A 23482-nucleotide genomic window follows, 5' to 3' on the forward strand; every position below is an offset into this window, starting at 1 on the left:
GGATCAAACTCTCCAATAAAGTATTGAAAAGAGCGATAAGCTCATTTTGAAACTGACGAGATTAAAAATCTCATTTATTTTGCTTTGAAATCATAAAGTCCGAAGACGTGTACCGATTTCTCAGCGTCGATCTTGCAAGCAAGATCGTTACTCACTCGTTGTTCAGTTTTCAAAGATCAAACTTGTTTGATTGCCGCGTGTTGTTCACCTCAGCAACTCTTATATCTTATCACGTCCGAACCAACTTTGCAAGCTCTTTTTTCAAGTTTCTTTCGAAGCTTATTTCATTCGCTTGCCGCACCGTGTTTCTCGTGTTTTCTTGGCCGGAATTAGAATATACCATGTACAGATTCGGAACGCAAGCCTTATTTTCAAAAAAATTTAGAACCACATTCTCCATCAGATAATCTACAATCTCTTTCTTCTATAGTAGAGCCCTCGTATATGTACCCAATGCTCCTTAAGTAAAAAGAAAGCCACGCTCAACCAAACATTATTACTCTATAAAGCTAACTTCACCCTCCATCCGTTCAGAAGTAAAGAAGTGCACCCAACAACCATTAGCCAGGGAAGTACTCATACCTATCTTCACTCCGTTGAAGATCGTATGGATGAGTCTGACCCTGGCTCTTATATAACCTTACATTATATGATTAGACCTTACCTTCTATATAAGCATGAATTCATCCGAACAAGAAATATCTATACAACCGTTATAAGATCCGTTTACCCAGCAATGAAGCAATCAGTTCTACTCCAAGGCGGGCCGTATGCCTGTTCTGATCAAATAGCGGATTAACTTCCACCAGATCCATGGACGTGACTCGATTGGTAGAAGCGAGCAGCTCCAGTGCGAAATGAGCTTCACGGTAATTCAATCCCCCTGGTACCGGCGTACCCACACCCGGAGCCTCACGCGGATCAAGACAATCCATATCAAAGCTAATATGAATACCATCTGTTCCTTCCCCGACTACAGCCAGCGCCTGTTCAACAACCTGTTGTATACCTAACCGATCAATATCATGCATTGTAAAGCTCTTAATGCCAAGGGCTCGGATCTGTTCCTTTTCATACACATCCAGATCACGTAAGCCAATGTAGACCAGATTGGAAGGATTAACGAACGACCCTGCACCCGGAATATGAGACAAGTTAAATGCAGAATGCCCCAAAGCGGCAGCAACACTCATCCCATGCATATTTCCAGACAGACTACGCTCTTCTGTGTTCAAATCCGCATGGGCATCAAACCAGATCACACCTAGATTGGAATAATGCGCAGACACCCCAGCAAGAGAACCTATAGCTACACTGTGATCCCCACCCAGAACAAGCGGAAAAGCACCTCCCGCTATCGCCCCAGACACTTCATTGCACACTCGCTCACTCACCTGTCTAACCTCGGATAAATATTTCACACGGTTTCGTTCAATTGGAGCAACAGACTCTGAGGGACAATCTACACGGATCTCTTTTGATACATTTAACCCAAGGCTTGCAATTTCACGTTTCAATCCTGCAGTAATGAGTTCATCCGGACCTAGCTCAGCACCACCTCGCGCCCCACCTAATCCAAAAGGAACTTTAATGATAGCAACGTCATGATGACGTAAAAGCAATTGGCTCGTTTCATTAGAAGCATTCAGCGTTCCTGCAGATTCAATATCATTGTTTTCCATGTAGGTCAGCTCCTTCGCTGCATATATGAAGTAATCAAAGAATGAAATATTTATCAGTCACCCAACACCTGAGTAATTCGCTCCAACGCCCAGTCGATCTCAACCTCTGTAATGGTAAGTGGCGGCGCAAAACGGATCGTTGTCTCATGAGTTTCTTTACAGAGCAATCCAACAGACATTAATTTCTCACAATAAGGACGTGCAGGTACATGCAGATCAACACCGATGAACAATCCTCTACCTCGAATCTCACGCACAGCTGAACTGCGAACTCCCTGAAGCTGTTTCATAAAATAATTCCCCAGACGCTCCGAGCGCTCTGCAAGCTTCTCATCTTCCAGAACTTCCAGTGCTGCGACAGCCACGGCACAAGCGAGTGGGTTCCCCCCGAATGTGGAGCCATGAGAACCCGGTTCAAACAAATCCAGTATTTCCGCATTAGCAGCAATAGCCGAGATGGGCATCATTCCTCCACCCAGTGCCTTACCCATAATCCAGATATCAGGCTCAACCCCCTCCCAGTCAGAGGCAAATCGGCGTCCCGTTCGTCCGAATCCGGTCTGAATCTCATCCGCCACGGTCAACACCCGATGCTGTCTGCACAGCGTAAAGGCTTCCGCAAGATATCCTTCTGGCGGGATGACAATACCAGCTTCCCCCTGAATGGGTTCCACAAGGAAAGCGGCCGTGTTCGGTGTAATCGCAAGCTTAAGCGCTTCAATGTCACCATAAGGAATGATTTTGAATCCGGGCGTAAAAGGCCCAAAGTCTTTTTTATACTCTTCTGAAGATGAGAAAGAGGTGACCGTCAGTGTTCTTCCATGAAAATTTCCCGAGCATACGATGATTTCAGCTTGATTCTCCGGTACACCCTTGCAGCGATATGCCCATCTTCGCACTGCTTTCACGGCTGTTTCAACCGCTTCAGCTCCCGTGTTCATGGCCAGAATTTTGGGTTTGCCCGTAAATTGCGAGAGCTTCTGATAGAAAAGTGATGCCGCACTGCTGTGAAATGCCCGTGATGTTAATGTTACCCGATCTGCCTGATCCTTCAGTGCCTGAATAATCGCTGGATGTCTGTGCCCATGATTTAATGCCGAATATGCACTTAACATATCCATATAACGGTGACCTTCCGGATCTTCGACCCATACTCCCTCCGCCTGCTCAATAACGATCGGGAGCGGATGATAATTAGGTGCAGCGTAACGTACCGACCAATCCATTAACATTTTTGAATCTGACATATACTCCCAGCACCCCTCTTTGATTATATTGTATACAAAATACAATATCAATGTATGCTTCGCCACGACCATTTACGACTCCTGCTCACTTTTTCCGCTATCACCTAATTCCACTAACTCGTAGAATCCGTATGCACGTTATCGGGATGATATGGAAAGTCTGCGTTCCAGCCAGGTGAGCAGGTTGGCCAACGTAAATGTAATCACAAAATAGAGGGCAGCAGCAACAAGGAGCGGGGCAAGCGGTTGGAAGGTAACCCCCTGAACGGCTCTAGCCGTGTAGATAATCTCAGCAATCCCGATCATGGAAACAAGCGAGGAATCTTTAATGATAATAATGAATTCATTGCCGATCGCTGGAAGCATGTTACGAAAGGCCTGCGGCAGTATAATGTAGCGAAGCGTCATGCCATGAGACATCCCAAGAGAACGCGAAGCTTCAGTCTGTCCTTTATCGATTGCCTGAATCCCAGCCCGGAATACCTCGGCCATGTATGCCGAACTGTTCATAGTCAGCGCGACCACCCCCGACATAAATGCGGATAGGTTCACACCGATTACGGTCAGACCATAATGAATAATGAGAATTTGCACCAACATCGGTGTACCGCGAATGAGTTCAATATACACCGTTGCTACGAATTTGATAGGCCATACTCGTGATATACGCAGCAGTGCCACCATAACCCCCAGTAATGTGCCAAACAAGACCCCAAAGAAGGAAAGCTCTAACGTTACCCACGCGCTACGCGCATAATCCTGCCAATGTTCCGATAGAAAGGAGAAATCTAAATTCAAGGCATATCCCTCACTCGCCCGGTTTATTCGCCTAACATCTCATTCGCTTCAATAACGAAGCGATCGATATCTCCGCTCGTTTTGAGCTTCTCCAGCGTACTGTTGATCTGATCAACGAGATCCTGGTTGCCTTTTTTCACGGCGATTGCCGATCCTCCCTCATCCTCTGCCTGATCAATCTTCACGTTTGCAACAACCAGTCCCTCCTGGTTTTTTACATACTGCTGCGCAACCGGCTTCTCCAGAATCAGCGCATCTACCCGCCCGGTCTGCAATTCAAGAATCAATTCGGGAATTTTGGCAAGAGAAGTAAGTTTGGCACCTTGAATGTCCTGAGCAATGCCTTCCTGAATGGAGCTTTTCTGCACACCCACCTGCTTACCCGACAAATTATCCAGTGAGGCTATCGATTCGCCTTCGTCAGCTCTAACGAGTACAGCCTGTTCTGCATAGTAGTAGATATCCGTAAAATCAACGTTCTTCTTTCGCTCTTCTGTAGGTGTTAAACCTGATATCACAAAATCAACCTTGTCCGTGCTGAGCGCCATAAGCAAACCATCAAAATCCATATCCTCAATCTTCAGCTCAGCTCCCATGTCCGCAGCAATCGCCTTGGCAATCTCAATGTCAAAACCAACAATAGTGTCTTTGCCATTAATGCTTTTGTGAAATTCATAAGGTGCGTAGTCTGCACTGGTGCCAAGTACGATTACTTTCTTCTCTGCGCCACCACTCTCCGAGGATGGAGAAGGTTCCGATCCGGCCCCCGTCGTTTGTTCCTGCCCACAAGCCGACATGATTACTACCATTAACAACAGCATCATTGGCAAAAGCACTCTTTTCACTCAACATACCCCTGTTCTGTTTTGGAATGATAAAGGCATATAACTTGTATACAATATACACAAGACAATATATGGGCTTTAATGTAAGTAATACTAACAAACAATCTGTTGTATGGCAATGAATTTGACACAATTATGCGCTATAATTCCATAATACGTAATTTTTTTAACATGGAACTAACACCATTTTAGATCATTAAGATTGCTTGCCCAACTCTCCCCTCGGTGTTAAGATGATAAAAACTTGAAACTCCCGAACGGCGCACCATTACAGGGCTCACACCCTCATACATCCAATCATCACTATATATAGAAGGGGGGATTCGGTATGGAGGCACCCAAATACCGGTCCTTGAAAGATCACGTTTACGATTATATCGCGCAGAAAATTCAAGACGGGACTCTGCTCCCCAATCAGAAGATTAATGAAGCAGAGATTTGCAAAAAGCTGGACATCAGCCGCACACCTACTCGGGAAGCCTTATTTCAACTCACTTCTGACAATCTTCTGCAATATATCCCACGCAGGGGATTTATCGTCGCTCCTTTTGACGCTGGCAAAAAACTCGAATTCTCGCAGGCCATCGGTGCGCTTGAGGCACTTGCTGCTACACTTGCAGTAGACCACCTCAAACCGTCTGAGCTCCTGGAGATGGAAGCCCTTGTTGCACGAATGGATGAAGATATCACCCAGCTTGATTTGGCTGCTTACAGCAAGAATCAATATCAATTTCATAACCTGTACATCCAGCGTTGCGGTAACGCCACTGTCATCGAGATGTTAAATACGCTGAAAAACAGCTTTATTCGCCAGTCGTATGTTAGCGACAATAAGCCGAAGCTATCCAGTGTGCTTAATGAAGTAAATGAAGAACATCGCCAAATTCTAAGCGCTTTTCGAGCCAAGGATAAACCGCAACTGGAAGCTCTGATGAAGCACCACTGGCGCATTATCGACAATGATATGCTGTAATCGTTTCAGCCAAAATCTCGTGTGAACAATCTTAATCACTCACTGGATTGGATTTAGATTCCGAGAACAAAGAAAAAGCAACCCACTTTAGATTGGGTTGCTTTTTTAGATGTCAGGTTTAGCACCAGCCAACTTTTTTATATGCATTAATGGAGTACCCTCTCCACCAACAGGTATCTTACTCTTTCTGTTTACTGTCGGGATCCATTGATGACTTTGCTTCAAAAACCGCATAACCCAGTCTTTTTCCGTATCTCGCAAGCAAACGATCATTGGTGCGACCCATGCGCTGCACTTGCTCATCCTCAAACAAGCTCATATCCATCTCCCGATGAGGATCATGATCCACGCCCCATTTTCCCATTGAACGAGACTGTTCCTTAACCAAGACTTCAGTAAATCCACACTGTCTGAGACGTTTCTTCCATGTGGTCATGGTTGCCAGTGTCCTTATTCCGTAAAATTGTTTCAGCCTACGGCTCATCACCTCTGTCTTCCTTCCGGATAATACCATCTCCCGATCAATGAAGAGACCACCTGGCTTCAATACTCGCTTATATTCCGCAAGGGTACTTCGCCATTGGGTGAAGATAGTGACGGACTCCACAAATACCACATCAAAATAATGATCCGGAAAAGGTAAGGATTTCACATCGGCCTGAATAAAACGAATATCCAAGCGCTCCCGTCTTGCGCGTCGCACTGCTTTATCCAACATCTGCCGATTCAGATCAACCGCAGTTACCCGATAACCGTTTCGAGCCAGATAACAAGCCGTCCTTCCTGTACCGCATCCCACCTCAAGCACCTTACTATGCGCAGGCAGAGACAGCGTATCCAACAGTTGCATCGTTGCTGTAAACCCTCCCGGATGGGCACTACCTTCTCCAAGCCGGGCCAGCAAATCATGGTAATCCATGAGATCCCCTCCCTTTTACTCCCTCCAGTGTATGGAGCAGATATAAAAACGGCTCCTCCCCATCTAATTTCCGGGTACTCGTCCATACCAATTGGTATTCTTTTTACTATGATATACAAACCGTTGAATTCAAGCGGCAACCGCACCTAATGAGGAGGATTTGCATGTACAGAATTAATCCGGTATGTGAAGAAACGGTTTCTCCGCACGTTGGACGTTCCGTTTGTCTCGTTATGAACGACGGTAAGCATATGTATGGCACGCTTAGTCAATGTCGTGATGGCAAAGTTTATTTGAACGGATGTTTCGAAGGACCACGGCTGTGTTCAGTCAAATCCAAACAGCAACTTGTGAAAAGCAGCAAGAAAAACGCCGTTGCAACAAAGAAAGTTAAATCTTCGGCCTACGGTCCATATGGTTATGGATATGGTGGGGGTTACGGTGGTTACGGCTATGGAGCTGGAGCAGGGATTGATCTGGCTCTGGTAGCAACCCTGTTTCTGCTGCCATTCCTGTTCATCTAAAATCTCTAAACAAACAAAGAACCTTCTTGCTTCATGCAAGAAGGCTCTTTGTTTGACATTTATCGTTAATTCAAACCATAGATCCAAGTAAACACATTATTGTAAATCGGATGTATTAATTGAAAAAAAAGATATAAAAAAAGGCATTCGCCAAAACGAATGCCGGGAACTTCATATTTAATACCCTTACCTTTGTACAAGATGTCAGGTTCAACTTAAAAAAAAACACCTCGTTAGAGGCGGGTAAGCTATGTTAAATCCGATTTCCTTTAGGCATCGTTTTAAGATTACTATTCGAATTCTCAAGCAATGGTAGCATCCTAGTCGTGCTGACCATCTCAGAAGCACATATCGGACAAGTAGGTACGTTATCAAACGCAAAATTGTCCCGCATCCATCCTTTGCACGTATCACTCGTACATTCCCAGATTGCCGCATCAGCTTGTGGAATCTCTTCCAACGGTTTTTTGCGATTATACATGACTTCTACCCCCTTTGTTATGGAAAAACATCTAATCCGACGTTATTTCACAGAAGCCACTACTTAGCGGAAGTTTTGTCCCGTCCGGACTTCTGTCTCGACAACTATTGGGCCGACTTTCATTATAACTGCTCAAAAAAAAGAAGCTGCCTTTACCATTATAACATGTTAAAGGCAGCTATGCTTTAATTACAGTTTTACAACTTCTTCTGCTTGAGGACCACGGTTTCCTTGTACAATTTTAAATTGCACGCGTTGACCTTCGTCCAGCGTTTTGAAGCCTTCGCCTGTAATAGCGCTGAAGTGTACGAATACATCTTCTCCGCCTTCAACTTCGATGAAACCGAAGCCTTTATCAGCGTTGAACCATTTTACTGTTCCGTTTTGCATGTGAATTACACCTCCAAATAAAGATTAACATGTTCCTTTGTTCTTTGCAGCAAGCAAATAAAAATTCACACATTGAAAAAGGTACCAGTCATAACCTATAAGTGATCGCCCTTTACAATATGTGAATTAGGTTTTCCACTCTCTATAACTTGTTTTTATTATAACTCCGTTTTCACCAAAAAGCAAATCTTTGTATTTTCTTTTCAAACAGCTTTGGAAATACATGTTATTCGCAAGCCCTGAACAGAGTTTGTCGCTTGCCCTGCCGCTCATTGCGGTCTTATGAAAGGATATGCAGATCCGAACCAACTTATACATTTTCTATAAAAAATTTTGACATGCATATCCAACACATCCACGAAAGCTCAATCCATTGCAGGATAACGCCTACGTCCATGCCCACATAAAAGCATCACGATCCCATGCAATCTGCCCACGATGTAGCTTGCGGAACGCTTTCTTCACTTCTTTTGATAACGAAGTATTACCATTCTCATTCACAAATACAAATTCTTCCCCAAAATTGGACTTTACATATTCAATTGCAGCTTCCTGATGAAGCGTACCGGTAAATTTAATCTCCTGTACCATCCATTCCGCCACTGCCTGTGCTGTCTTTTCCACAATATCACCTATTTCTCTATGCATTGTACGGATGAACGGGCTTCTGATTATGGAGCAAGCCTGTCACACCGCCAGACTGAAGTATACCACGATCCCAAGGTTGGCGCTAAACAGAGTTATGTAGCGTCCGATCAAGACCCGTTTAATGAACCACTGAACTCCCCGGTGTACTACTCTCTGAAGAAGATGACTTCGTTCGAACGCTAAACGTCAACCATACGCAGTAAGTAACCAACACAACCAATATGAAGATATCGTAGGGAAGTGTTCCGGTATCTTGCCGGTCGTTCCCAAGAAATTGAATCAAATTATGTATGAAATGAAACAGGATCAGCGGTACGATATTTCCGTTTTTCAACATTAACAGCGCGAGCGCTGCTCCCAACAGCAGTGCATAGATCAGTTGCAGAAGGGAGTCTGCCATACTCTGACCGGATAATGCATTCATGATATGAGTGATAGAAAATAAAACACTTGAAGTGACAACTGCCGCAACCGCACTTTTACGAAGCAAAGTTTTGAAGATTAGTCCACGATAAATGGTTTCCTCCACAAAAGCGACGAGCAAGGTGAAAAAGATAAAAAAAGCGACCTTGGACAAGGTTAATTCAGTAAATCCTTTCAGTGCAAGAGTACCCAGTACAAGGAGTAGCGGAATATAATACTTTGCATGACTTGCCGGGATGGTTCTTAAGGAGCGAAATCCTGTCTCTCTCCATTTGCGTCGCAGGGTGAGATAAATAATGAGCACAAGAGCAATTGGAGTAAACGACATCAATACGGGGGATGTGTAATCCAGTTGCTTCACGGTAGCAACCGCCCCTGCCGCGAAAACCGCCAGCAAAAGGAGCAGTTCAATAATAACTACCGTCAGCATGGGCCTGCGCGCCGAAAAGGATTGATTTTGCTTGGATTGCAGGGTTTTCATAGATTGTACCAGCCTCATTTCATTTTTAATGGTTGTCATATGAACTCATATGACAATTTAGTTGTATCATGTCTATTGGATATCCGGATATCCTTTTATGGATAAAACTATAAAAGTAACAAAAAAGAGAATTTCTCTTACAGCTTTTACCTTACAATCAGGTATGGCTCAAGTGCTAAAATGTCTATTATAGTAATAATAGAATGAATCGCTGCAGGGGTACGACACTTCTGCAACGTCATATATATGGAGAGTTAAGATGAAAGCTGCAAAATGAAGAACAAAATCAGGGGGATACTATGAAAGCATTATTTATGCGCTGGGGACATTTGCTGGCAATCTTATGTATACCGCTTCAAGGTTCCATTTATGTTTTGTTGGGCAGTAACACCGGAAGTGATGTCTTCTACAATTATGCCTGGATTGATACACAGATTCCTTTTATCAAAGAATTTATTTTTCCTTATATCAGTTGGATGCCGATTCTTTATCTTGGATTTCTCTATTTGGGTCTGACGAACAAATCGCTATTCTGGCGTATGATAATGACCTATAACGTAGGAGTAATCGCAGCCAATATCGTTTTTGCGGTCTTCCCTACTTACGTGCCACGACCGGAAGCTATCGGAACAGGTCTGAGCAGTGCGCTCGTACAATTTATCTATACCAATGATGCCCCATTTAACTGTTTTCCAAGCATCCACTGTCTCACAAGTTATTTGCTCTTCATCATCATCAATCGCCACTTGAACTTCAAACCACTGGCGCGAATCTCCTGGTCGGTATGGCTGTGGCTGATCATTGCTTCGACGGTATTTGTGAAACAGCATTCGCTGCTGGATGTAGCTGGCGGCATTCTGTTCGCTGAAGCAGCGTACTGGGCTGTGCATGTATTTGCAGTTCGCGTTGGTCTGGCAAGCAAAAAAACAAAGCAGCCAATCACGGCTACAAATACAAGCAGCAACGCTTAAGATATGATTTATACTGTAAAGGCAGGAGAATTCAACTGTCATGAAACCAAGAAAGAGGGCCTCGGCCCTCTTTTTTTTGCGTGATTGCAAGTTGATGTTTAAATGTAAAAACTTTCCAAGACGAGACCATGAGGACACTGTCTTTCATATAATGGGTGGACGTTCATGGAGCAAATCAGATGGAGGGCTCCCCATTAAACGCTTGTATATCCGGTAAAAATAAGACAGATCACGGTAACCGAGAAATTCTGCAATTTCCTGAATGGAGAGCTGTGACTCGGTAAGCAAATACACTGCCCTTTTCATCCGTTGATCATGAACATATTGGCTGATCGTCTGATTCGTCATGCTTTTAAATAACGCCGCTGCGTAATTGGGGGTTTTACCGATCTCGTCCCCGAGCTCTTCTTTCGTAACTTTCTCCCGGTAATGCCGCTCAATGTATCGCTTCATCCGCTCCGCATGAACATGTCTCTCCGGTGGAATAACCCCGCGGTCCAGTTCCCTATTTATATAAATAAGCACTTCCATCAATAAGGCTTGGCTCATCATGACATAATAAGACGGACGTTCCTGCCATTGTTGCTGGATAGCTTTCATGCGTTCGTGAATCAGTTCATAACATCCGGGCTTATGTCGCAAGGCCTCCCTCTGTTCCAGCGCGGGCAAACCTTGTGCATGGTCTCCCTTTAATTGAACTACAATTTGCGTGTGGGTCACGGTAGGAATGCTTTTGCCGTAATACGGAATACCAGCGGGAATTAGCAGCAGCTCACCCTTCTCCATGATCTGCTTCTCTCCGTTCACCCAATATACACATTTTCCATAAGTAACCAAGCTTAACCGCCAAGTCGCCTGTGACTGCACCGCTTCTTCATACCAACCGACACCATTAATGTGTCGTACTTCTAATGGAGTGACCATAACACACCTCATTATTGGACTATATTCTAATCATTGTACTATAGTTCATACCCTGATTCGACAGAAAACGCTACAATACACATATAAGCAAACATCTGAGGAGGAAAATAGCATGTTGAAAACAAAAATTATTTGTACTATGGGACCTGCTTGTGACTCAATCGAATTGTTAAAAGTAATGATTCAGGAAGGGATGACGGTTGCCCGCCTGAACATGGCTCACGGTGAGCTGGAAGATCACGTGGCACGGATTAACAATATCCGCAAAGCGGCTTCCGAATTGAATACGTATATACCGATTATGATGGATATCAAGGGACCGGAAGTTCGTATTGGCAAACTAAAAGAAGCATCCTGCCATCTGCAAGCGGGTAAAGAACTTATCCTGACTACCGAAGAAATTCTTGGTGACGCTGAGCGCATTTCAGTAAACTATCCGGAATTGAACCTCGTTGTAAAACCTGGAGATCGCATCCTCATCGATGATGGTTTGGTGGATCTGACTGTACTGTCCGTGGAAGGATCAGATATTCACTGTAAAATCATCAGCGGCGGCATTCTGAAACCACGTAAAGGGGTTAACTTGCCAGGAATCAAAACGACTTTGCCAGGTGTAACGGAACGTGACGTTATGCACATCGGATTCGGCATCGAAAACGGTATCGAAATCATCGCTGCTTCCTTTGTTCGTAAAGGCGACGACATTCGTGAAATCCGCAGTATTCTGAAAGAACGCGGTGTAGATCATGTACAAATTATCTCCAAAATTGAAAACCAGGAAGGCATGACCAATCTGGACGATATCATTGAAGCATCTGACGGTATCATGGTAGCGCGTGGAGATCTCGGGGTTGAAGTACCGATCGAAGACGTACCTATGATGCAAAAAGAAATGATCGATAAATGTAACCGTGCAGGTAAACCGGTTATCGTCGCAACACACATGCTGGAATCCATGCAAGTGAATCCGCGTCCAACTCGTTCCGAAGTTAGTGACGTAGCTAACGCTGTTCTTCAAGGCGCAGACGTTGTGATGTTGTCTGGTGAATCGGCTGCTGGTAAATATCCGGTACAATCCGTGCGCACGATGGCTGCTGTTGCTCGCCGTGCTGAAACGATGATTGATTACAAAGAACAATTCAATCAAAAGTCCGCTCAACAAGTAGCTGACATTACCGAAGTTATCAGTCAGGGAGCAGTTAGCTCTTCCCTCGTCCTGAATGCCAAAGCGATCATCACTTCTACCGAGAGTGGATTTACGGCGCGTATGATCTCCAAATATCGTCCGAAAGCACCGATCATTGCGGTTACACAGCATGAAGAAGTACTTGCGAAAATCTGCCTGCTCTCCGGCGTCATTCCGGTTATGGGCGACAAAGTAACAACAACCGATGAAATGTTCGAGTCCGCAACACGCAATGCAATCAAAACCGGTTATATCGAAAAAGGGGACATCATCGTATTGTCCGCTGGCGTACCGATTGGTCAATCCGGTAATACCAACTTGATTAAAGTTCAACAAGTATAATTCAACAGATAGAATTGCATATATCGTTTCGTTGAGAATACAAAAAACCACCGAGAGCAGAAATGCGTCTTCGGTGGTTTTTCTATGCAATTCATTTTATCATCCAACAATCGACAAGGTTAAACAGTATCCGATCTTACAAATTCCGTGAGTAGTTCACCAAATCCTGTGACATCATATTAATCTCATCCATTGAGGCGTTTACCTGCTGTGTCAGGGCAGCCTGATTCTGCGTCAGTGTGGACATGTTGCCAATGTGCTCCAGAATCTGGTCAATGAAGGTCTTCATTGCCTGCATGCTATCTTCAATATTGACGGTAGCCTGCGAGCTATGGTCAGCCAACTTCCGCACTTCCCCGGCCACAACTCCAAAACCAAGACCCAATTCTCCTGCTCTGGCTGCTTCGATCGCTGCATTCAGACCCAGTAAATTCGTTTGGCTAGCAATTTCCCGAATAAACGCTGTGATGTTTTTGGTATCATCTGCACTGCTCTTCACCTGAATGGCTGCATCCGCGGATAACTCTTGCGCAGTAACCAGTTCCTGAGCCTGATCGGTAATCGAGTTGATTCCACGTACCATCTCACCGATAGATTCGGATAAAAGCTTCGTTTTCTGATTCATCGCTTCAACGATCTGTTCCTTATTCTTCTCATGTGTCACGTCACGTATGGTTCCCGCTACACGGAGCGGTACTCCGTTACTGTCCCGAACCGTCTCACCACCTGCATGATACCAGCGATATTCCCCATTCTTACGCTGCAGACGGTAATCCACATCATAAGGTGTCCGTCCACTGTAGTCATTCATGTGCTTGGCAAATTCATTGATCGTGCGGTCATGATCGTCCGGGTGAAGACGGCTGCTCCAACTGCTGAACACATTCGGGAAATCCTGCTCATCGGTAAATCCAAGCTCTCGGCGAAACTGTGGTGACCACCAAAATTCATTATTCGGGTTAACCACATCTCCGGCCACAACGGTCATATCCCACGGCGCTTCCACTAATGCGCGATTTACCAGGTCATAACGGGTAACGAGTGCTTCCAACTCGTCGGATTTGCTCTTCTCATCATGAATATCAAACATGATTCCCAGAAGTTTAACCGGAACACCTTCATCATTTCTGACAACTTGCCCAAGACACCGGAACCAGCGTACTTCTCCACTCTTCGTTATCATTCGGCTCGTTACGTTGTAGGCAGCCTTTTCAGAAGAATTATCAATGTTTTTCGTAATCTCCTGAACGAGCTGGGATCTGTCGTCGGGATGGATTGATTTGGCCCAACTTGCAAAAGCATCGGGATAATCCTTTGTATTGCTGAAGCCTAACATTTGACGAAATTCATTGGAAAAAGCAATGATATTATTGCTATCCAGAGGATCTCCTGCAACAATCTCGGATTCCCAGAGTCCAATATTCAACGCCTGATTTAGCATTTTGAGGCGCATTTCTGCTGTTTCATTTTGCTGCTTCAGCATATGTACCGCTTTATTGATATTATGTGCAATTTCACCAGCTTCCTGCGAATCATTGATCGATTCCAGCTCACTGGTATATATCCCTTGCTCTGCGTCTTTAACCAGTTTACGACTGTATTCCAATAAGTGTTGAAGCGAACTCGCAGGGGCTTGCTTGATCGTTTGGGTACGTTTACGAAACATCTCGATTTCTCCTCTAAAGTCATTTCTATATATTTCGACATCATTAGACATTAAATGTAGAGGGTTATCATCTATTTGCGAAAATAACATGAAAAAAAAACGCCTTATCAGCGCTTTTTTCATATTGTTATGATGTTATATTCATATGTCCTCTCGCTGTCGGAACTTTACCAGCCAAAATTCAGCGTTTTGCCCGTCTCTACCCATGTCTTGATACTGCTCAATATCATCCACCAGCTGTTCTGTGCGTTCGCAAACGATGGATGGTTGTCCGTAAATTGGTCATTGATCAAGGTTAACTTCGTACATTCGCCTACCTTCTCCAGCTGGAACACTACTCTGGATTGAAGCTCGGCGTGATTAGCGTGGTAGGAAGGTCCGGGATGTTCAAGGTAACTTAATAGGGATAGAGGTTCGAATTCCAGAATATCGCCGTACACATGAACCGTCTCTGCACCGTCATTCCCAGGCCCTACATAGGCGAACGGCTGACCCGGTTGGAAATTGGAACGAAGTTCGCTGCCAAAAAAGCTGCTCCGTGTTCCGTCCGGTGAGATCAGGGCGTTCCACACATCTTCCTGTCCGGCATTAATATAGAACTCATATTTCAATTCCATAAACTCACTCCCTTTATGTATTGTATTGAAGGTATAACTGAAACCTGCTTGCAACACTATCCTAACGTTATACCCCAAACGGCGTATTGTAAAAACGCGACAACAGCGAAAACAAATGATTTTAGATGCCATGAAGCTTGATAATTTGGACTTTTCGTCCGGTGCTAAACTTCAACAAATATAGTTCTTTGTCAGGAGATCAGATATACTGAAATGGAATGAAATAACAGTATATGTACACAAGTTGGGGACGGTTAGTTAGCATCCAGAAAGGAACTAAAATATGAACCAAACAACAAATATTATGGGAATCCCTTTTCCCAATATCACTATGGATCAGACGGTTACGATTCTTGGTGAGGTAGTCGATCAGCGACAATCCGAACTGTTCCATGTCATCACAGGCAATCCGGAAATCGTCATGTCCTGCCAGAAGGATCAGGCGCTTCGTTCGATCGTGGATCAGGCAGGCATTGTCACCGCTGACGGCGCGGGCATTGTTATGGTATCCCGCTTCCGGGGTGGAAAATTGACCGAACGTGTAACAGGTTGTGACCTGCTTTTTCGTTTATTGGAGGAAGGAAGCCGGAAGAATTGGTCCTTTTATATGCTCGGGGCAGAAGAAAGTGTCAGTAAGCGGGCTGTAGAGGTTATTGCGCAAAACTATCCGGGAGTCGTTGTTCGTGGCAGACAACATGGATTTTTCACAACGGACGAGGAGCAAAGCATTGTAGAAGAGATTCACGAGGCACAACCTGATTTTCTTATCGTGGCCCTGGGAGCACCCAATGCTGAACATTGGATCAACAAATATCGCCATCAACTCAATGCTCGTGTAGCCATCGGAGTTGGAGGAAGCCTGGATATTCTGGCCGGCAAAACCAAACGAGCACCTGCCATATGGCAGAAGCTTAACTTGGAATGGCTCTATCGACTGCTCAGCCAGCCTTCCAGATGGCGCAGACAACTTATTTTGCCACGTTTCGCTGTTCGTGCGTTGCTGTTCAAGGAGCAAAGGTAAATAACAAAGGGGACTGGTTCGAAATGATCGGTGAAGAATCCATGATCAAATTCAAGCCAAACAAAATACATATTATCGGCTCAGTCGGCAGCGGTAAATCTACACTGGCCCGCCATTTATCCGCGAGGTTAAACCTTCCTTATTATGAGCTCGATAATATTGTGTGGCACCGTGTACCTCAAGGACAGGATATTCGCAATAGTCCGGAGAAGCGGGACGCACTCCTGCAAAAAGCTGTGTATTCCAATCAGTGGATTATTGAAGGTGTGCACTATAAATGGGTAGCAAGCAGTTTCGAGCAGGCTGATCTTATTGTCTATTTGAATACCCCCGTGTGGAAAAGGAATGTGCGCATTTTCAAGCGTTTCACAGTACAGAAGCTCGGGCTGGAACAGGGAAATTACCGACAGACTTTCACCATGCTCTGGAAGATGTATAAATGGAGCTATCAACATGACCGTAAGGAAAAGGCGCTAATCATGGCGTTTTTGCAGCCTCACCAACATAAATTGTGTATGATTCGTAACGAAGCAGAATTGACGAAATACCTGGAGGAATCGACCAAATGAAACATGAGGATCATGCGATCAGACCCCGTATGGGTCTTCTGAATCTGGATGAGGGCGACAAAAGATATTGCCTGACACGGTATGCCCCTTCCGAGGCATTGAGTTCTTTAGTCAAGCATTTCTGGATCGTCTCCTGGGATCTTACCGGGCATGATCCTTATCCTCAACATGTGGTTCCCAATCCATGTGTCAATCTGGTGGTAGAGCGTGGAAACACCTTTTTCTTCGGTCCATCCGGACAGAAATTCTCCTATCTCGTCCGTGAAAAAAGATGCGTGTTTGGGGTGAAGTTTAAGCCTGGCGGCTTCTATCTATTCATTCGTACTCCCGTCTCCACATTGTATGGGAACCCCTTGGGTGTCTCTGGTGTGCTTGATGTTGATGCTCCACAGCTTGAAGAACGTCTGCTTGGGGACGGCAGTGATGCGGACAAAGTCAGTTATATGGATCAGCTACTCTGTAAACACCTCCCGCCTCTCTGATGATCAAGCCATTCTGGTCAGCCAGATTGTGCTGCAGATTGAGCAACAACGGGATATGTTGAGAGTCGATGACTTATCTGCCTCCTGGAATATACACACCAGAAAGCTCCAGCGCCTGTTCAATCAGTATGTGGGCATCAGCCCCAAAATGGTGATCAAGTCCTGAAGCCTCAGGACAGGCGAACAACTTCGACGGTATCTCCGGTGGTGATGACGCCTTCACGCTCAACTGAACAGACGATTCCGCGTTTTTTGCGGGCGGCTGGCACGAACTTTTTGCGCAAACCATCCTGTTCGTAGACTTGCTCAATGATTTTTCCAGGGTGTACACAAGGCAGATTCTCCCCTTCGCAGATCAGCCCGGTTCCATCCGGAAACAGAAGTCGGGTCCCGACAGGAAGCTCCGTCAACTTTTCAACACCACGGACCAATAGGTTGGCGCCGAGCCACTCCGGACGTACTTCAGGAATATTCATCTTCTGTGCTATGAGAGCACATTCCTCTTCCGAGACAATACTGATTTGCCTGCGATTTGCAACCGGCGTTCCCCGTTTGTATATTTTCTGGCGGGAGTCGGCCGGGCGCAACAGACCATAATGCCGGTCATTCGGAATTCCAGCGAGTTCAATATCAATAAAAGGTACGACTCGTGTAACAAATGTTGATGGATCATCCGCCAGCAGGACGAATTGAACGGTTCCCACACCCACGCTAATCCCCCTTTTCCATGAGTAATTTCATATTCTTTATTGTTCATTATTACCCAAGGAATGGATTTTCGACAATCGGCGTGTGTTTATCTTTGTGATTAATCCGCGGCGTCATTAGAAATGAGAATCATGAATCCATTAACAATTTACACAATTAGTTTGTGTAAAATTAAATTTATACTTTCAGTTCGGATGGTAAACATTTATACTGAGTAGGACAAGTAAATAAATGACATATAAGAAAGCAAGGTGTTTCTTTTGATTAGTATCATTTTCGTGGCTATTGTAGCCATTGAGCACTTCTACATCATGGTGATGGAGATGTTCCTGTGGACCCGTCCACGCACGATGAAAACGTTCGGTCTTACCCCTGAATTTGCCGAATCCACCAAATCCCTGGCAGCCAATCAAGGGCTGTACAATGGATTTTTGGCCGCAGGTTTGATCTGGGGTCTCGTTTATCCAGATGCATCCGTCGGACAGCACATTCAGATCTTCTTCCTGGCATGTGTCATTATCGCCGCCCTCTATGGAGGTGTAACCGCTACTCGGTCCATCATCATCAAACAAGGGCTGCCTGCGATTATTGCATTACTTCTGGTCCTTTTCCTCTGATCGCCTGTTAACCATAGCCATGCCGGGATTCATTAAAAGCTCCAATGTGGTAAGGTATGGTTATAAAGGCATCGGATTATGCCTGATCACTGTGATTGGTCTGGAAAGGAGAACGTTTCATGGGACTGTTTGACAAGCTGCGACGCCGCAAAAAGGAACACGTGACCGCAGGTGGAGCCGTACATACTGCTCCATATAGTGAAACCATCGTTGGATTTGTTTTGCTGGAGCACGAAGATTGTAATTTTGATCACTTTATTAGCACGATGAAAAACGAGTGGAATATTGAGATTGAGGAACGTCCGGAGGAAGGCAACCTTTTTTTCGAAGTGCATGGAATGCAAGTGGTGTGTGCACATATTAATGCTCCTATTCCTGACCACGAAGTAGAGGAAAATGCCAAATTAAATGTGCTGTGGCGGGACGCAGTGCAAGTCACTTCAAGACATCAATCTCAGATTATTGTCTCTGTACTGAATGCAACTGACGCCATTCAGGCACATATTCTGTTCACCCAAACAGCGAGTGCTTTGCTCCAGCTTGACCATGCACTGGCTATATATATGGCTCCACTTGTGGTGGAAGCAGGCCAGTACGTGGACATCAGTCGTGGAATTAAGGAACAAGAGCTGCCCGTCTCCCTCTGGATTTTCATCGGATTATTCCAAAGCCCTGAAGGCGCATCAGCCTATACTTATGGGTTACGCAACTTCGGGAAAGAGGAGATGGAAATCACTCACTCCGCAAAACCGTTAAGTGAAGTGTTTGAAATGATGTATATGACTGCGACTTATGTTATCGAAAACGATGTAACCCTGCATGACGGCGAGACGCTGGGCTTCTCTGCAGAACAAAAGCTGCCCATCAACCGTTCGGAAGGAATATCCACAGAGGGCAGCAGCTTGAAGATTGGTTTTTAAACATCGTTAAAAGCCGTCCAGATTCTTCGTGACTGGGCGGCTTTCTTATGTTTTGAGGTCCGGTTTAGCTCATCAACTTACGTTTCCCTGAAATTGTATCTGCTAGGAGGACATAGTTCATAAGTATTATAAAATAGTGAACTTTGTTTTCATCTCTGCAAATTGAGGGTATAATTAATAGGTCAATAGACTTATATCGTACATAATATTTTATCGTAAGGGAGTTGCCAAATGTCTGTAAAACGATTGGATTCACCTAAACCTATTATTGAAATAGTTTGGGAAGGGATGGTCTCTCCTGAACAGGTGGAACAAACCAATACCGAGATAAAAAAAATAGCCGAGCAATTGGGTAACTCATTTGATGTGCTGGTGGATATGCGCAATATGAAGGCATTTCCTCAGGATACAAAAGAGAAAATGGTGGAGCACCAGAAGCTGCTGACACAGTGGGGCATGAAGCGTGCGAGTGTAGCCGTAGGCGGAGCGATTGCCAAAATGCAGCTAAACCGGATCTCCAAAGAATCGCAGCATCAGACCGAGTTCCAGTGGGAAACATATGATGAAGCTTTGGCATTTTTATTAAACTAATTAAAAAGGGCTGTTATGTGAGCATAATGGAAATATGGTGCGATGAACATGCAGGCATATATATCTTAAGGCGCTTCCCAGCATATGAGGGGAACGCCTTTTTGTATTTTGCAAACTCTCCATATGAAATGAATATGTTCATTTGTTTGCGATAAGATCATGGTTTCATCACACACACCATCGTTACAGATGTGCCACACATGCCCTGTTCGACGAATCCGAAACGCTGATAAAGCCGAATTGCTTCATTGTCCGGGTCAACACTGAGCGAAACGGCGTCAATTCCCCGCTTTCGAGCCTCTTCTAACGCCGCCTGAATGAGACGGGAACCTATTCCTTTGCCACGCGCTGTCTCAATCACGGCCATTCCCATCTCGGGTGTAGCCTCATTTACATAACCATACCCCGCATTCTGATCATTAAAAAACCGCAACGTCACCGAACCCATACGTTTGCCCTGAGAATCCACGGCGATAAAGCCGAAATCTCCCTCTCTCCCCCAGCCTTCAACGTACTTGGACATGCCGGGGCTATGAATGATCTCAGGTTCAAAAGGATCTTCGCCCTCCCGCTTGAACATGGATGCATACAACATCTCCCACAGAAAAGGGATATCCTGCTCTTCAATCGGACGTAATTGATATTCAGTCATTCTTTCCCCTCCTTCAAATTGGTAAAGAGTCGATCCATTTCATTTATATTAAAATCGTTAGTTATTTCATAATTTTCATGTTGATCTCTCGTTTTGTATCCGCTGTAGATAGAGACGGCATGTTCGTTATAAAACGTAATTCCAAAGCCTTCTGTAAATCGATCTTCTTTCTTCGTCAAAAGCTGCCAGTCATAGTAATATGGGTTCCCCTCGGATCGCTCGGAGATATCTATTTGCTTTACTCTTCTTAATTCGATATCCTTCGCAAGCTTCAACATCTTTCTAATCTCTTGGGGATCTTTAATAGTCACTTCTTCTTCATCGTACGGATCGGTGGTCGGTATTTTTTTGATAACGAGATTATCCAGTGTGTCCAGCATACTCATGTGATCCGTGACTTCAGCTCGAAAGGTGGTATGTTGTCTCGAAATGTACATCGGTATTGCAATAGCTGTAATCAAGAGTACAACAACCACACCAAGAATGGTTTTGGTTCTTTTTTTCATTTTGTCTCCTTTCGCCATTGGGTAAATAAGGAAATTAAAGGTTCATTTTAAGTATACCACCTCATCCAAATATTGTTCTAGATTATTAAAATAATCCATAAAAAAACATGTGCTTTATTAAGAAAAAGCCTCTACAGAACCCATCATTTAAAATTTGATGAGATGCTAACTAACTTGATAAATATCTATATTATCTTTTTGAAAAAAATGTCGATATATTACATAAGCTTTCGGCTTTGTCATTAGCAGGACATCAAAGGGGGAGAATTGGATGAAACTTAAACCGAAATTAATGATGATGTTTCTGGCCGCTGTACTGATTACGGCGATTCCACTGGCAACACTAGGCTTATACCAAACAGAGAAACAAGCCACTCGTAATGTTGATTCCAAGTTAACTGGATTAATGTCCTCGGCGGCCAACGAACTGCATGGCTGGATCAGCAGCAATGCCAAAGTTGTGGAAACACTGGGGTATGTGATTCAGGAAGGCATTCCGGCTGGACAACTGAACGAAGATTATTTTGACATCATGAAGCTGGGTAGTAACAAAGAGAGTCTGTCGGATCTTTACTATGGTTCAGAACAAGACGGTCATTTCATGAATGGTTCGGACTGGACACCTGATGCGGGGTATGATCCACGTCAGCGTCCTTGGTACCAGGAAGCGAAGCAGGCCGATCAACTGGTATTCTCTGATCCCTATCTGGATATGATGTCGAAGCAATACGCGGTGTCCATGGCGATGCCGGTATTAAATAAAGAGGGACAACTGCAAGGTGTGGTGGCAGGGGATTTGCTGCTCTCTACCCTTACGGATACGGTGGGAAAAATTAATCTGGACGGGCTAGGTTATACATTTCTAATCGATAAAAAAGGATTGCTTCTGGCTCATCCTGACGAGAAACAGGTGAATACCTCGGCATCTGACAATGCTGAATTAAAACCACTGCTGGCCGATATGCAGGCAAACCCGTCAGGGGAGAAGAATTTCAACTACAATGGTGAGAATTATCTGCTGTTCTATAATCAAATCCCCAGCACGGGCTGGGTGGTTGGTTCAGTTATTTCCGAGAAATTAGCCTATTCAGAATACTATGAACTACGAAATAACTACATTCTGATTATCGCAGTTACACTAATTGTTGTTATGGCAGCAGCATACTGGATTGCAACACTATTCATCAAACCACTGAAAGGCTTGGGCGCAACCTCCAGACTGATGTCGAGTGGTGACTTTACCGGCCGGGTGCAGATCAAAGGTAAAGATGAGTTCGCAGAGTTAGGTGCGGCATTCAATCAGATGTCCGCTCAACTCAGTCTGCTGCTGAAACAGGTCGCCTCCTCCGCTAACCGGGTACAAAGCATCTCGGGTGAAATGGAAGAGCATACGGACAACACCAAACGTATTGCCGAGCAAATTTCCATCGCCACAGATGAGCTCGCTCAAGGGTCCAGCAAACAGGCGGAATCGGTCTATGACGGTTCAAGTCGACTGTCAGAGATGAGTAATAGTGTTGGCGGTATTAACCGTAGTGTTGAACAATCGGTAACGATGATGCGAGAAGCAGGGGAAGCCATGCTTGCCGGATTACAAGCCGTGGATCATCAGGTGGAACTTGCGGACGGCAATCGGAGTTCCATTGATCGGGTGGGTCAATCGATCACGCTTTTGGCGGATAAATCGCAGAAAATCGAGGATATTGTCGGCATGATTCGGGGCATCGCCTCCCAGACTAATCTGCTCGCCCTGAATGCTTCCATTGAAGCGGCCAGAGCGGGTGAACACGGACGAGGCTTTGCTGTCGTTGCCGAAGAAGTGCGTAAACTGGCCGAACAGTCTTCGGACTCGGCACAGGATATCATTGTCTTGCTGGATGAGATTCAGGCGGCAAGTCGTCAAAGCGTGAGTGAAGTAACTTCGGCTGAACAAGGTGTTGAGCAGCAGGTAGCTGCTGTGCATGAGATGCGGGAGTCGTTTACCCGAATCAAACAATCCATTGACGGCATCGACAGCCAGCTTCAGTTGGTATCCTCTGCTACGACCGAGTTGGATGATAGCTCTGGTAAGATTGCCGAAGTGATCTCCAGTGTTGCAGCCATGTCGGAACAGAGCGCGGCTTCCACGGAAGAGGTTGCTTCTTCCACGCAGGAACAGTTCAATTACATTACAAGCATCTCGGAACGTTCCAATGAGCTGGCGCAGCATGCCAATACACTGTACGAAGAAGTGAAGAAGTTCAAGATTTAACTCAAACAAGCCGTGTTCACCCTTAGGGGCACGCGGCTTGTTTTGTAT

The 23482-nt window shown here is 44.9% G+C and carries 26 protein-coding genes; 11 read left to right on the plus strand and 15 right to left on the minus strand.

Going from position 1 to position 23482, the window contains the following annotated elements:
• Positions 1-713: 713 nt before the first annotated feature.
• The 4 genes from rocF to BMW94_RS29620 form a co-directional block, all read right to left on the minus strand.
• On the minus strand, positions 714-1682 hold the full coding sequence (rocF, locus tag BMW94_RS29605) for an arginase (RefSeq protein ID WP_091002195.1): 969 nt from the start codon (positions 1680-1682) through the stop codon (positions 714-716).
• A gap of 53 nt (positions 1683-1735) precedes the next feature.
• Positions 1736-2929 carry an ornithine--oxo-acid transaminase gene (locus BMW94_RS29610; RefSeq protein ID WP_091002221.1) on the minus strand — a complete coding sequence of 398 codons (1194 nt, stop codon included), beginning with the start codon at positions 2927-2929 and terminating at the stop codon, positions 1736-1738.
• A 138-nt stretch (positions 2930-3067) separates the two neighbouring features.
• Positions 3068-3727 (minus strand): amino acid ABC transporter permease, encoded by a 660-nt coding sequence (locus BMW94_RS29615; RefSeq protein WP_091002196.1) that lies wholly within the window; start codon positions 3725-3727, stop codon positions 3068-3070.
• A gap of 23 nt (positions 3728-3750) precedes the next feature.
• Positions 3751-4572 carry a transporter substrate-binding domain-containing protein gene (locus BMW94_RS29620; protein ID WP_091002197.1) on the minus strand — a complete coding sequence of 274 codons (822 nt, stop codon included), beginning with the start codon at positions 4570-4572 and terminating at the stop codon, positions 3751-3753.
• A 328-nt stretch (positions 4573-4900) separates the two neighbouring features.
• On the opposite strand from BMW94_RS29620, the gene BMW94_RS29625 reads away from it, so the two are divergent.
• The gene (locus BMW94_RS29625) at positions 4901-5545 is read left to right on the plus strand and encodes a GntR family transcriptional regulator (RefSeq protein ID WP_091002198.1); all 645 of its coding nucleotides are present in this window, start codon (positions 4901-4903) and stop codon (positions 5543-5545) included.
• A gap of 178 nt (positions 5546-5723) precedes the next feature.
• On the opposite strand, the gene BMW94_RS29630 is transcribed toward BMW94_RS29625, so the two are convergent.
• Complete coding sequence (locus tag BMW94_RS29630; RefSeq protein ID WP_091002199.1) at positions 5724-6464, minus strand: class I SAM-dependent methyltransferase; 741 nt, start codon at positions 6462-6464, stop codon at positions 5724-5726.
• A 164-nt stretch (positions 6465-6628) separates the two neighbouring features.
• Between BMW94_RS29630 and BMW94_RS29635 the strand changes: the two genes are divergently transcribed.
• Positions 6629-6988 (plus strand): hypothetical protein, encoded by a 360-nt coding sequence (locus BMW94_RS29635; protein WP_091002200.1) that lies wholly within the window; start codon positions 6629-6631, stop codon positions 6986-6988.
• A gap of 253 nt (positions 6989-7241) precedes the next feature.
• Here the strand turns inward: BMW94_RS29635 and BMW94_RS29640 are convergent, their stop codons facing one another.
• The 4 genes from BMW94_RS29640 to BMW94_RS29655 all read right to left on the minus strand — a co-directional run bounded on the left by BMW94_RS29640 (position 7242) and on the right by BMW94_RS29655 (position 9411).
• Positions 7242-7469, minus strand: a complete 228-nt coding sequence (locus BMW94_RS29640; protein WP_017691121.1) for a cold-shock protein — start codon at positions 7467-7469, stop codon at positions 7242-7244.
• A gap of 189 nt (positions 7470-7658) precedes the next feature.
• Positions 7659-7859, minus strand: a complete 201-nt coding sequence (locus BMW94_RS29645; RefSeq protein WP_024633772.1) for a cold-shock protein — start codon at positions 7857-7859, stop codon at positions 7659-7661.
• A 387-nt stretch (positions 7860-8246) separates the two neighbouring features.
• The gene (locus tag BMW94_RS29650) at positions 8247-8483 is read right to left on the minus strand and encodes a DUF6953 family protein (RefSeq protein ID WP_063568137.1); all 237 of its coding nucleotides are present in this window, start codon (positions 8481-8483) and stop codon (positions 8247-8249) included.
• Between the two features lie 142 nt (positions 8484-8625).
• Entirely contained in the window at positions 8626-9411 is a 786-nt protein-coding gene (locus BMW94_RS29655) for a CPBP family intramembrane glutamic endopeptidase (protein ID WP_091002201.1), read from the minus strand.
• Positions 9412-9710: 299 nt separating this feature from the next.
• Here BMW94_RS29655 and BMW94_RS29660 point away from each other — a divergent pair, with 299 nt between their 5' ends.
• The gene (locus BMW94_RS29660; protein ID WP_091002202.1) at positions 9711-10382 is read left to right on the plus strand and encodes a phosphatase PAP2 family protein; all 672 of its coding nucleotides are present in this window, start codon (positions 9711-9713) and stop codon (positions 10380-10382) included.
• 144 nt (positions 10383-10526) lie between these two features.
• On the opposite strand, the gene BMW94_RS29665 is transcribed toward BMW94_RS29660, so the two are convergent.
• On the minus strand, positions 10527-11306 hold the full coding sequence (locus BMW94_RS29665; protein WP_091002203.1) for a helix-turn-helix domain-containing protein: 780 nt from the start codon (positions 11304-11306) through the stop codon (positions 10527-10529).
• Positions 11307-11418: 112 nt separating this feature from the next.
• Here BMW94_RS29665 and pyk point away from each other — a divergent pair, with 112 nt between their 5' ends.
• Positions 11419-12834, plus strand: a complete 1416-nt coding sequence (gene pyk, locus BMW94_RS29670) for a pyruvate kinase (protein WP_064642858.1) — start codon at positions 11419-11421, stop codon at positions 12832-12834.
• 136 nt (positions 12835-12970) lie between these two features.
• Here pyk and BMW94_RS29675 read toward each other — a convergent pair whose 3' ends face one another.
• Together BMW94_RS29675 and BMW94_RS29680 are read right to left on the minus strand one after the other, a co-directional pair.
• Entirely contained in the window at positions 12971-14500 is a 1530-nt protein-coding gene (locus BMW94_RS29675; protein ID WP_091002204.1) for a methyl-accepting chemotaxis protein, read from the minus strand.
• Positions 14501-14667: 167 nt separating this feature from the next.
• Positions 14668-15117, minus strand: coding sequence for an SRPBCC family protein (locus BMW94_RS29680; protein ID WP_091002205.1), 450 nt, complete (start codon positions 15115-15117; stop codon positions 14668-14670).
• Positions 15118-15400: 283 nt separating this feature from the next.
• Between BMW94_RS29680 and BMW94_RS29685 the strand changes: the two genes are divergently transcribed.
• Genes BMW94_RS29685 through BMW94_RS29695 form a run of 3 tightly spaced genes read left to right on the plus strand, consistent with a single transcriptional unit; the run spans position 15401 to position 17189 of the window.
• Positions 15401-16138: a WecB/TagA/CpsF family glycosyltransferase gene (locus tag BMW94_RS29685; protein ID WP_091002206.1), complete on the plus strand. Its 738-nt coding sequence runs from the start codon at positions 15401-15403 to the stop codon at positions 16136-16138.
• Positions 16139-16161: 23 nt separating this feature from the next.
• Complete coding sequence (locus tag BMW94_RS29690; protein ID WP_091002207.1) at positions 16162-16707, plus strand: AAA family ATPase; 546 nt, start codon at positions 16162-16164, stop codon at positions 16705-16707.
• Positions 16704-17189, plus strand: a complete 486-nt coding sequence (locus BMW94_RS29695; protein WP_091002208.1) for a DUF6597 domain-containing transcriptional factor — start codon at positions 16704-16706, stop codon at positions 17187-17189. The genes BMW94_RS29690 and BMW94_RS29695 overlap by 4 nt, the downstream gene beginning before the upstream one ends.
• A 170-nt stretch (positions 17190-17359) precedes the next feature.
• Here BMW94_RS29695 and BMW94_RS29700 read toward each other — a convergent pair whose 3' ends face one another.
• Positions 17360-17893, minus strand: coding sequence for an MOSC domain-containing protein (locus BMW94_RS29700; protein WP_091002222.1), 534 nt, complete (start codon positions 17891-17893; stop codon positions 17360-17362).
• A 264-nt stretch (positions 17894-18157) separates the two neighbouring features.
• Here BMW94_RS29700 and BMW94_RS29705 point away from each other — a divergent pair, with 264 nt between their 5' ends.
• The 3 genes from BMW94_RS29705 to BMW94_RS29715 all read left to right on the plus strand — a co-directional run bounded on the left by BMW94_RS29705 (position 18158) and on the right by BMW94_RS29715 (position 20025).
• On the plus strand, positions 18158-18514 hold the full coding sequence (locus BMW94_RS29705) for a DUF1304 domain-containing protein (RefSeq protein WP_175480888.1): 357 nt from the start codon (positions 18158-18160) through the stop codon (positions 18512-18514).
• Between the two features lie 119 nt (positions 18515-18633).
• A complete protein-coding gene (locus tag BMW94_RS29710; protein WP_091002210.1) occupies positions 18634-19434 on the plus strand; it encodes a DUF4261 domain-containing protein in 801 nt (266 codons plus the stop codon).
• A gap of 231 nt (positions 19435-19665) precedes the next feature.
• Positions 19666-20025, plus strand: coding sequence for a hypothetical protein (locus BMW94_RS29715; protein ID WP_091002211.1), 360 nt, complete (start codon positions 19666-19668; stop codon positions 20023-20025).
• A 157-nt stretch (positions 20026-20182) separates the two neighbouring features.
• On the opposite strand, the gene BMW94_RS29720 is transcribed toward BMW94_RS29715, so the two are convergent.
• Together BMW94_RS29720 and BMW94_RS29725 are read right to left on the minus strand one after the other, a co-directional pair.
• On the minus strand, positions 20183-20677 hold the full coding sequence (locus tag BMW94_RS29720; RefSeq protein ID WP_091002212.1) for a GNAT family N-acetyltransferase: 495 nt from the start codon (positions 20675-20677) through the stop codon (positions 20183-20185).
• The gene (locus BMW94_RS29725) at positions 20674-21183 is read right to left on the minus strand and encodes a hypothetical protein (protein ID WP_091002213.1); all 510 of its coding nucleotides are present in this window, start codon (positions 21181-21183) and stop codon (positions 20674-20676) included. The genes BMW94_RS29720 and BMW94_RS29725 overlap by 4 nt, the downstream gene beginning before the upstream one ends.
• Before the next feature lie 271 nt (positions 21184-21454).
• Between BMW94_RS29725 and BMW94_RS29730 the strand changes: the two genes are divergently transcribed.
• Positions 21455-23434 (plus strand): methyl-accepting chemotaxis protein, encoded by a 1980-nt coding sequence (locus BMW94_RS29730; protein WP_091002214.1) that lies wholly within the window; start codon positions 21455-21457, stop codon positions 23432-23434.
• Positions 23435-23482: the final 48 nt, after the last annotated feature.

The sequence above is a fragment of the Paenibacillus sp. OK003 genome, from assembly GCF_900109515.1.
GTDB lineage: Bacteria > Bacillota > Bacilli > Paenibacillales > Paenibacillaceae > Paenibacillus > Paenibacillus marchantiae.

Excerpts from the sequence above, each read along its gene's own strand:
- rocF (WP_091002195.1), bottom strand. The coding sequence starts at position 1,682 with ATGGAAAACAATGATATTGAATCTGCAGGAACGCTGAATGCTTCTAAT.
- BMW94_RS29610 (WP_091002221.1), bottom strand. The coding sequence starts at position 2,929 with ATGTCAGATTCAAAAATGTTAATGGATTGGTCGGTACGTTACGCTGCA.
- BMW94_RS29625 (WP_091002198.1), top strand. The coding sequence starts at position 4,901 with ATGGAGGCACCCAAATACCGGTCCTTGAAAGATCACGTTTACGATTAT.
- BMW94_RS29630 (WP_091002199.1), bottom strand. The coding sequence starts at position 6,464 with ATGGATTACCATGATTTGCTGGCCCGGCTTGGAGAAGGTAGTGCCCAT.
- BMW94_RS29635 (WP_091002200.1), top strand. The coding sequence starts at position 6,629 with ATGTACAGAATTAATCCGGTATGTGAAGAAACGGTTTCTCCGCACGTT.
- BMW94_RS29640 (WP_017691121.1), bottom strand. The coding sequence starts at position 7,469 with ATGTATAATCGCAAAAAACCGTTGGAAGAGATTCCACAAGCTGATGCG.
- BMW94_RS29645 (WP_024633772.1), bottom strand. The coding sequence starts at position 7,859 with ATGCAAAACGGAACAGTAAAATGGTTCAACGCTGATAAAGGCTTCGGT.
- BMW94_RS29655 (WP_091002201.1), bottom strand. The coding sequence starts at position 9,411 with ATGAAAACCCTGCAATCCAAGCAAAATCAATCCTTTTCGGCGCGCAGG.
- BMW94_RS29660 (WP_091002202.1), top strand. The coding sequence starts at position 9,711 with ATGAAAGCATTATTTATGCGCTGGGGACATTTGCTGGCAATCTTATGT.
- BMW94_RS29665 (WP_091002203.1), bottom strand. The coding sequence starts at position 11,306 with ATGGTCACTCCATTAGAAGTACGACACATTAATGGTGTCGGTTGGTAT.
- pyk (WP_064642858.1), top strand. The coding sequence starts at position 11,419 with ATGTTGAAAACAAAAATTATTTGTACTATGGGACCTGCTTGTGACTCA.
- BMW94_RS29675 (WP_091002204.1), bottom strand. The coding sequence starts at position 14,500 with ATGTTTCGTAAACGTACCCAAACGATCAAGCAAGCCCCTGCGAGTTCG.
- BMW94_RS29680 (WP_091002205.1), bottom strand. The coding sequence starts at position 15,117 with ATGGAATTGAAATATGAGTTCTATATTAATGCCGGACAGGAAGATGTG.
- BMW94_RS29685 (WP_091002206.1), top strand. The coding sequence starts at position 15,401 with ATGAACCAAACAACAAATATTATGGGAATCCCTTTTCCCAATATCACT.
- BMW94_RS29690 (WP_091002207.1), top strand. The coding sequence starts at position 16,162 with ATGATCGGTGAAGAATCCATGATCAAATTCAAGCCAAACAAAATACAT.
- BMW94_RS29695 (WP_091002208.1), top strand. The coding sequence starts at position 16,704 with ATGAAACATGAGGATCATGCGATCAGACCCCGTATGGGTCTTCTGAAT.
- BMW94_RS29710 (WP_091002210.1), top strand. The coding sequence starts at position 18,634 with ATGGGACTGTTTGACAAGCTGCGACGCCGCAAAAAGGAACACGTGACC.
- BMW94_RS29715 (WP_091002211.1), top strand. The coding sequence starts at position 19,666 with ATGTCTGTAAAACGATTGGATTCACCTAAACCTATTATTGAAATAGTT.
- BMW94_RS29720 (WP_091002212.1), bottom strand. The coding sequence starts at position 20,677 with ATGACTGAATATCAATTACGTCCGATTGAAGAGCAGGATATCCCTTTT.
- BMW94_RS29725 (WP_091002213.1), bottom strand. The coding sequence starts at position 21,183 with ATGAAAAAAAGAACCAAAACCATTCTTGGTGTGGTTGTTGTACTCTTG.
- BMW94_RS29730 (WP_091002214.1), top strand. The coding sequence starts at position 21,455 with ATGAAACTTAAACCGAAATTAATGATGATGTTTCTGGCCGCTGTACTG.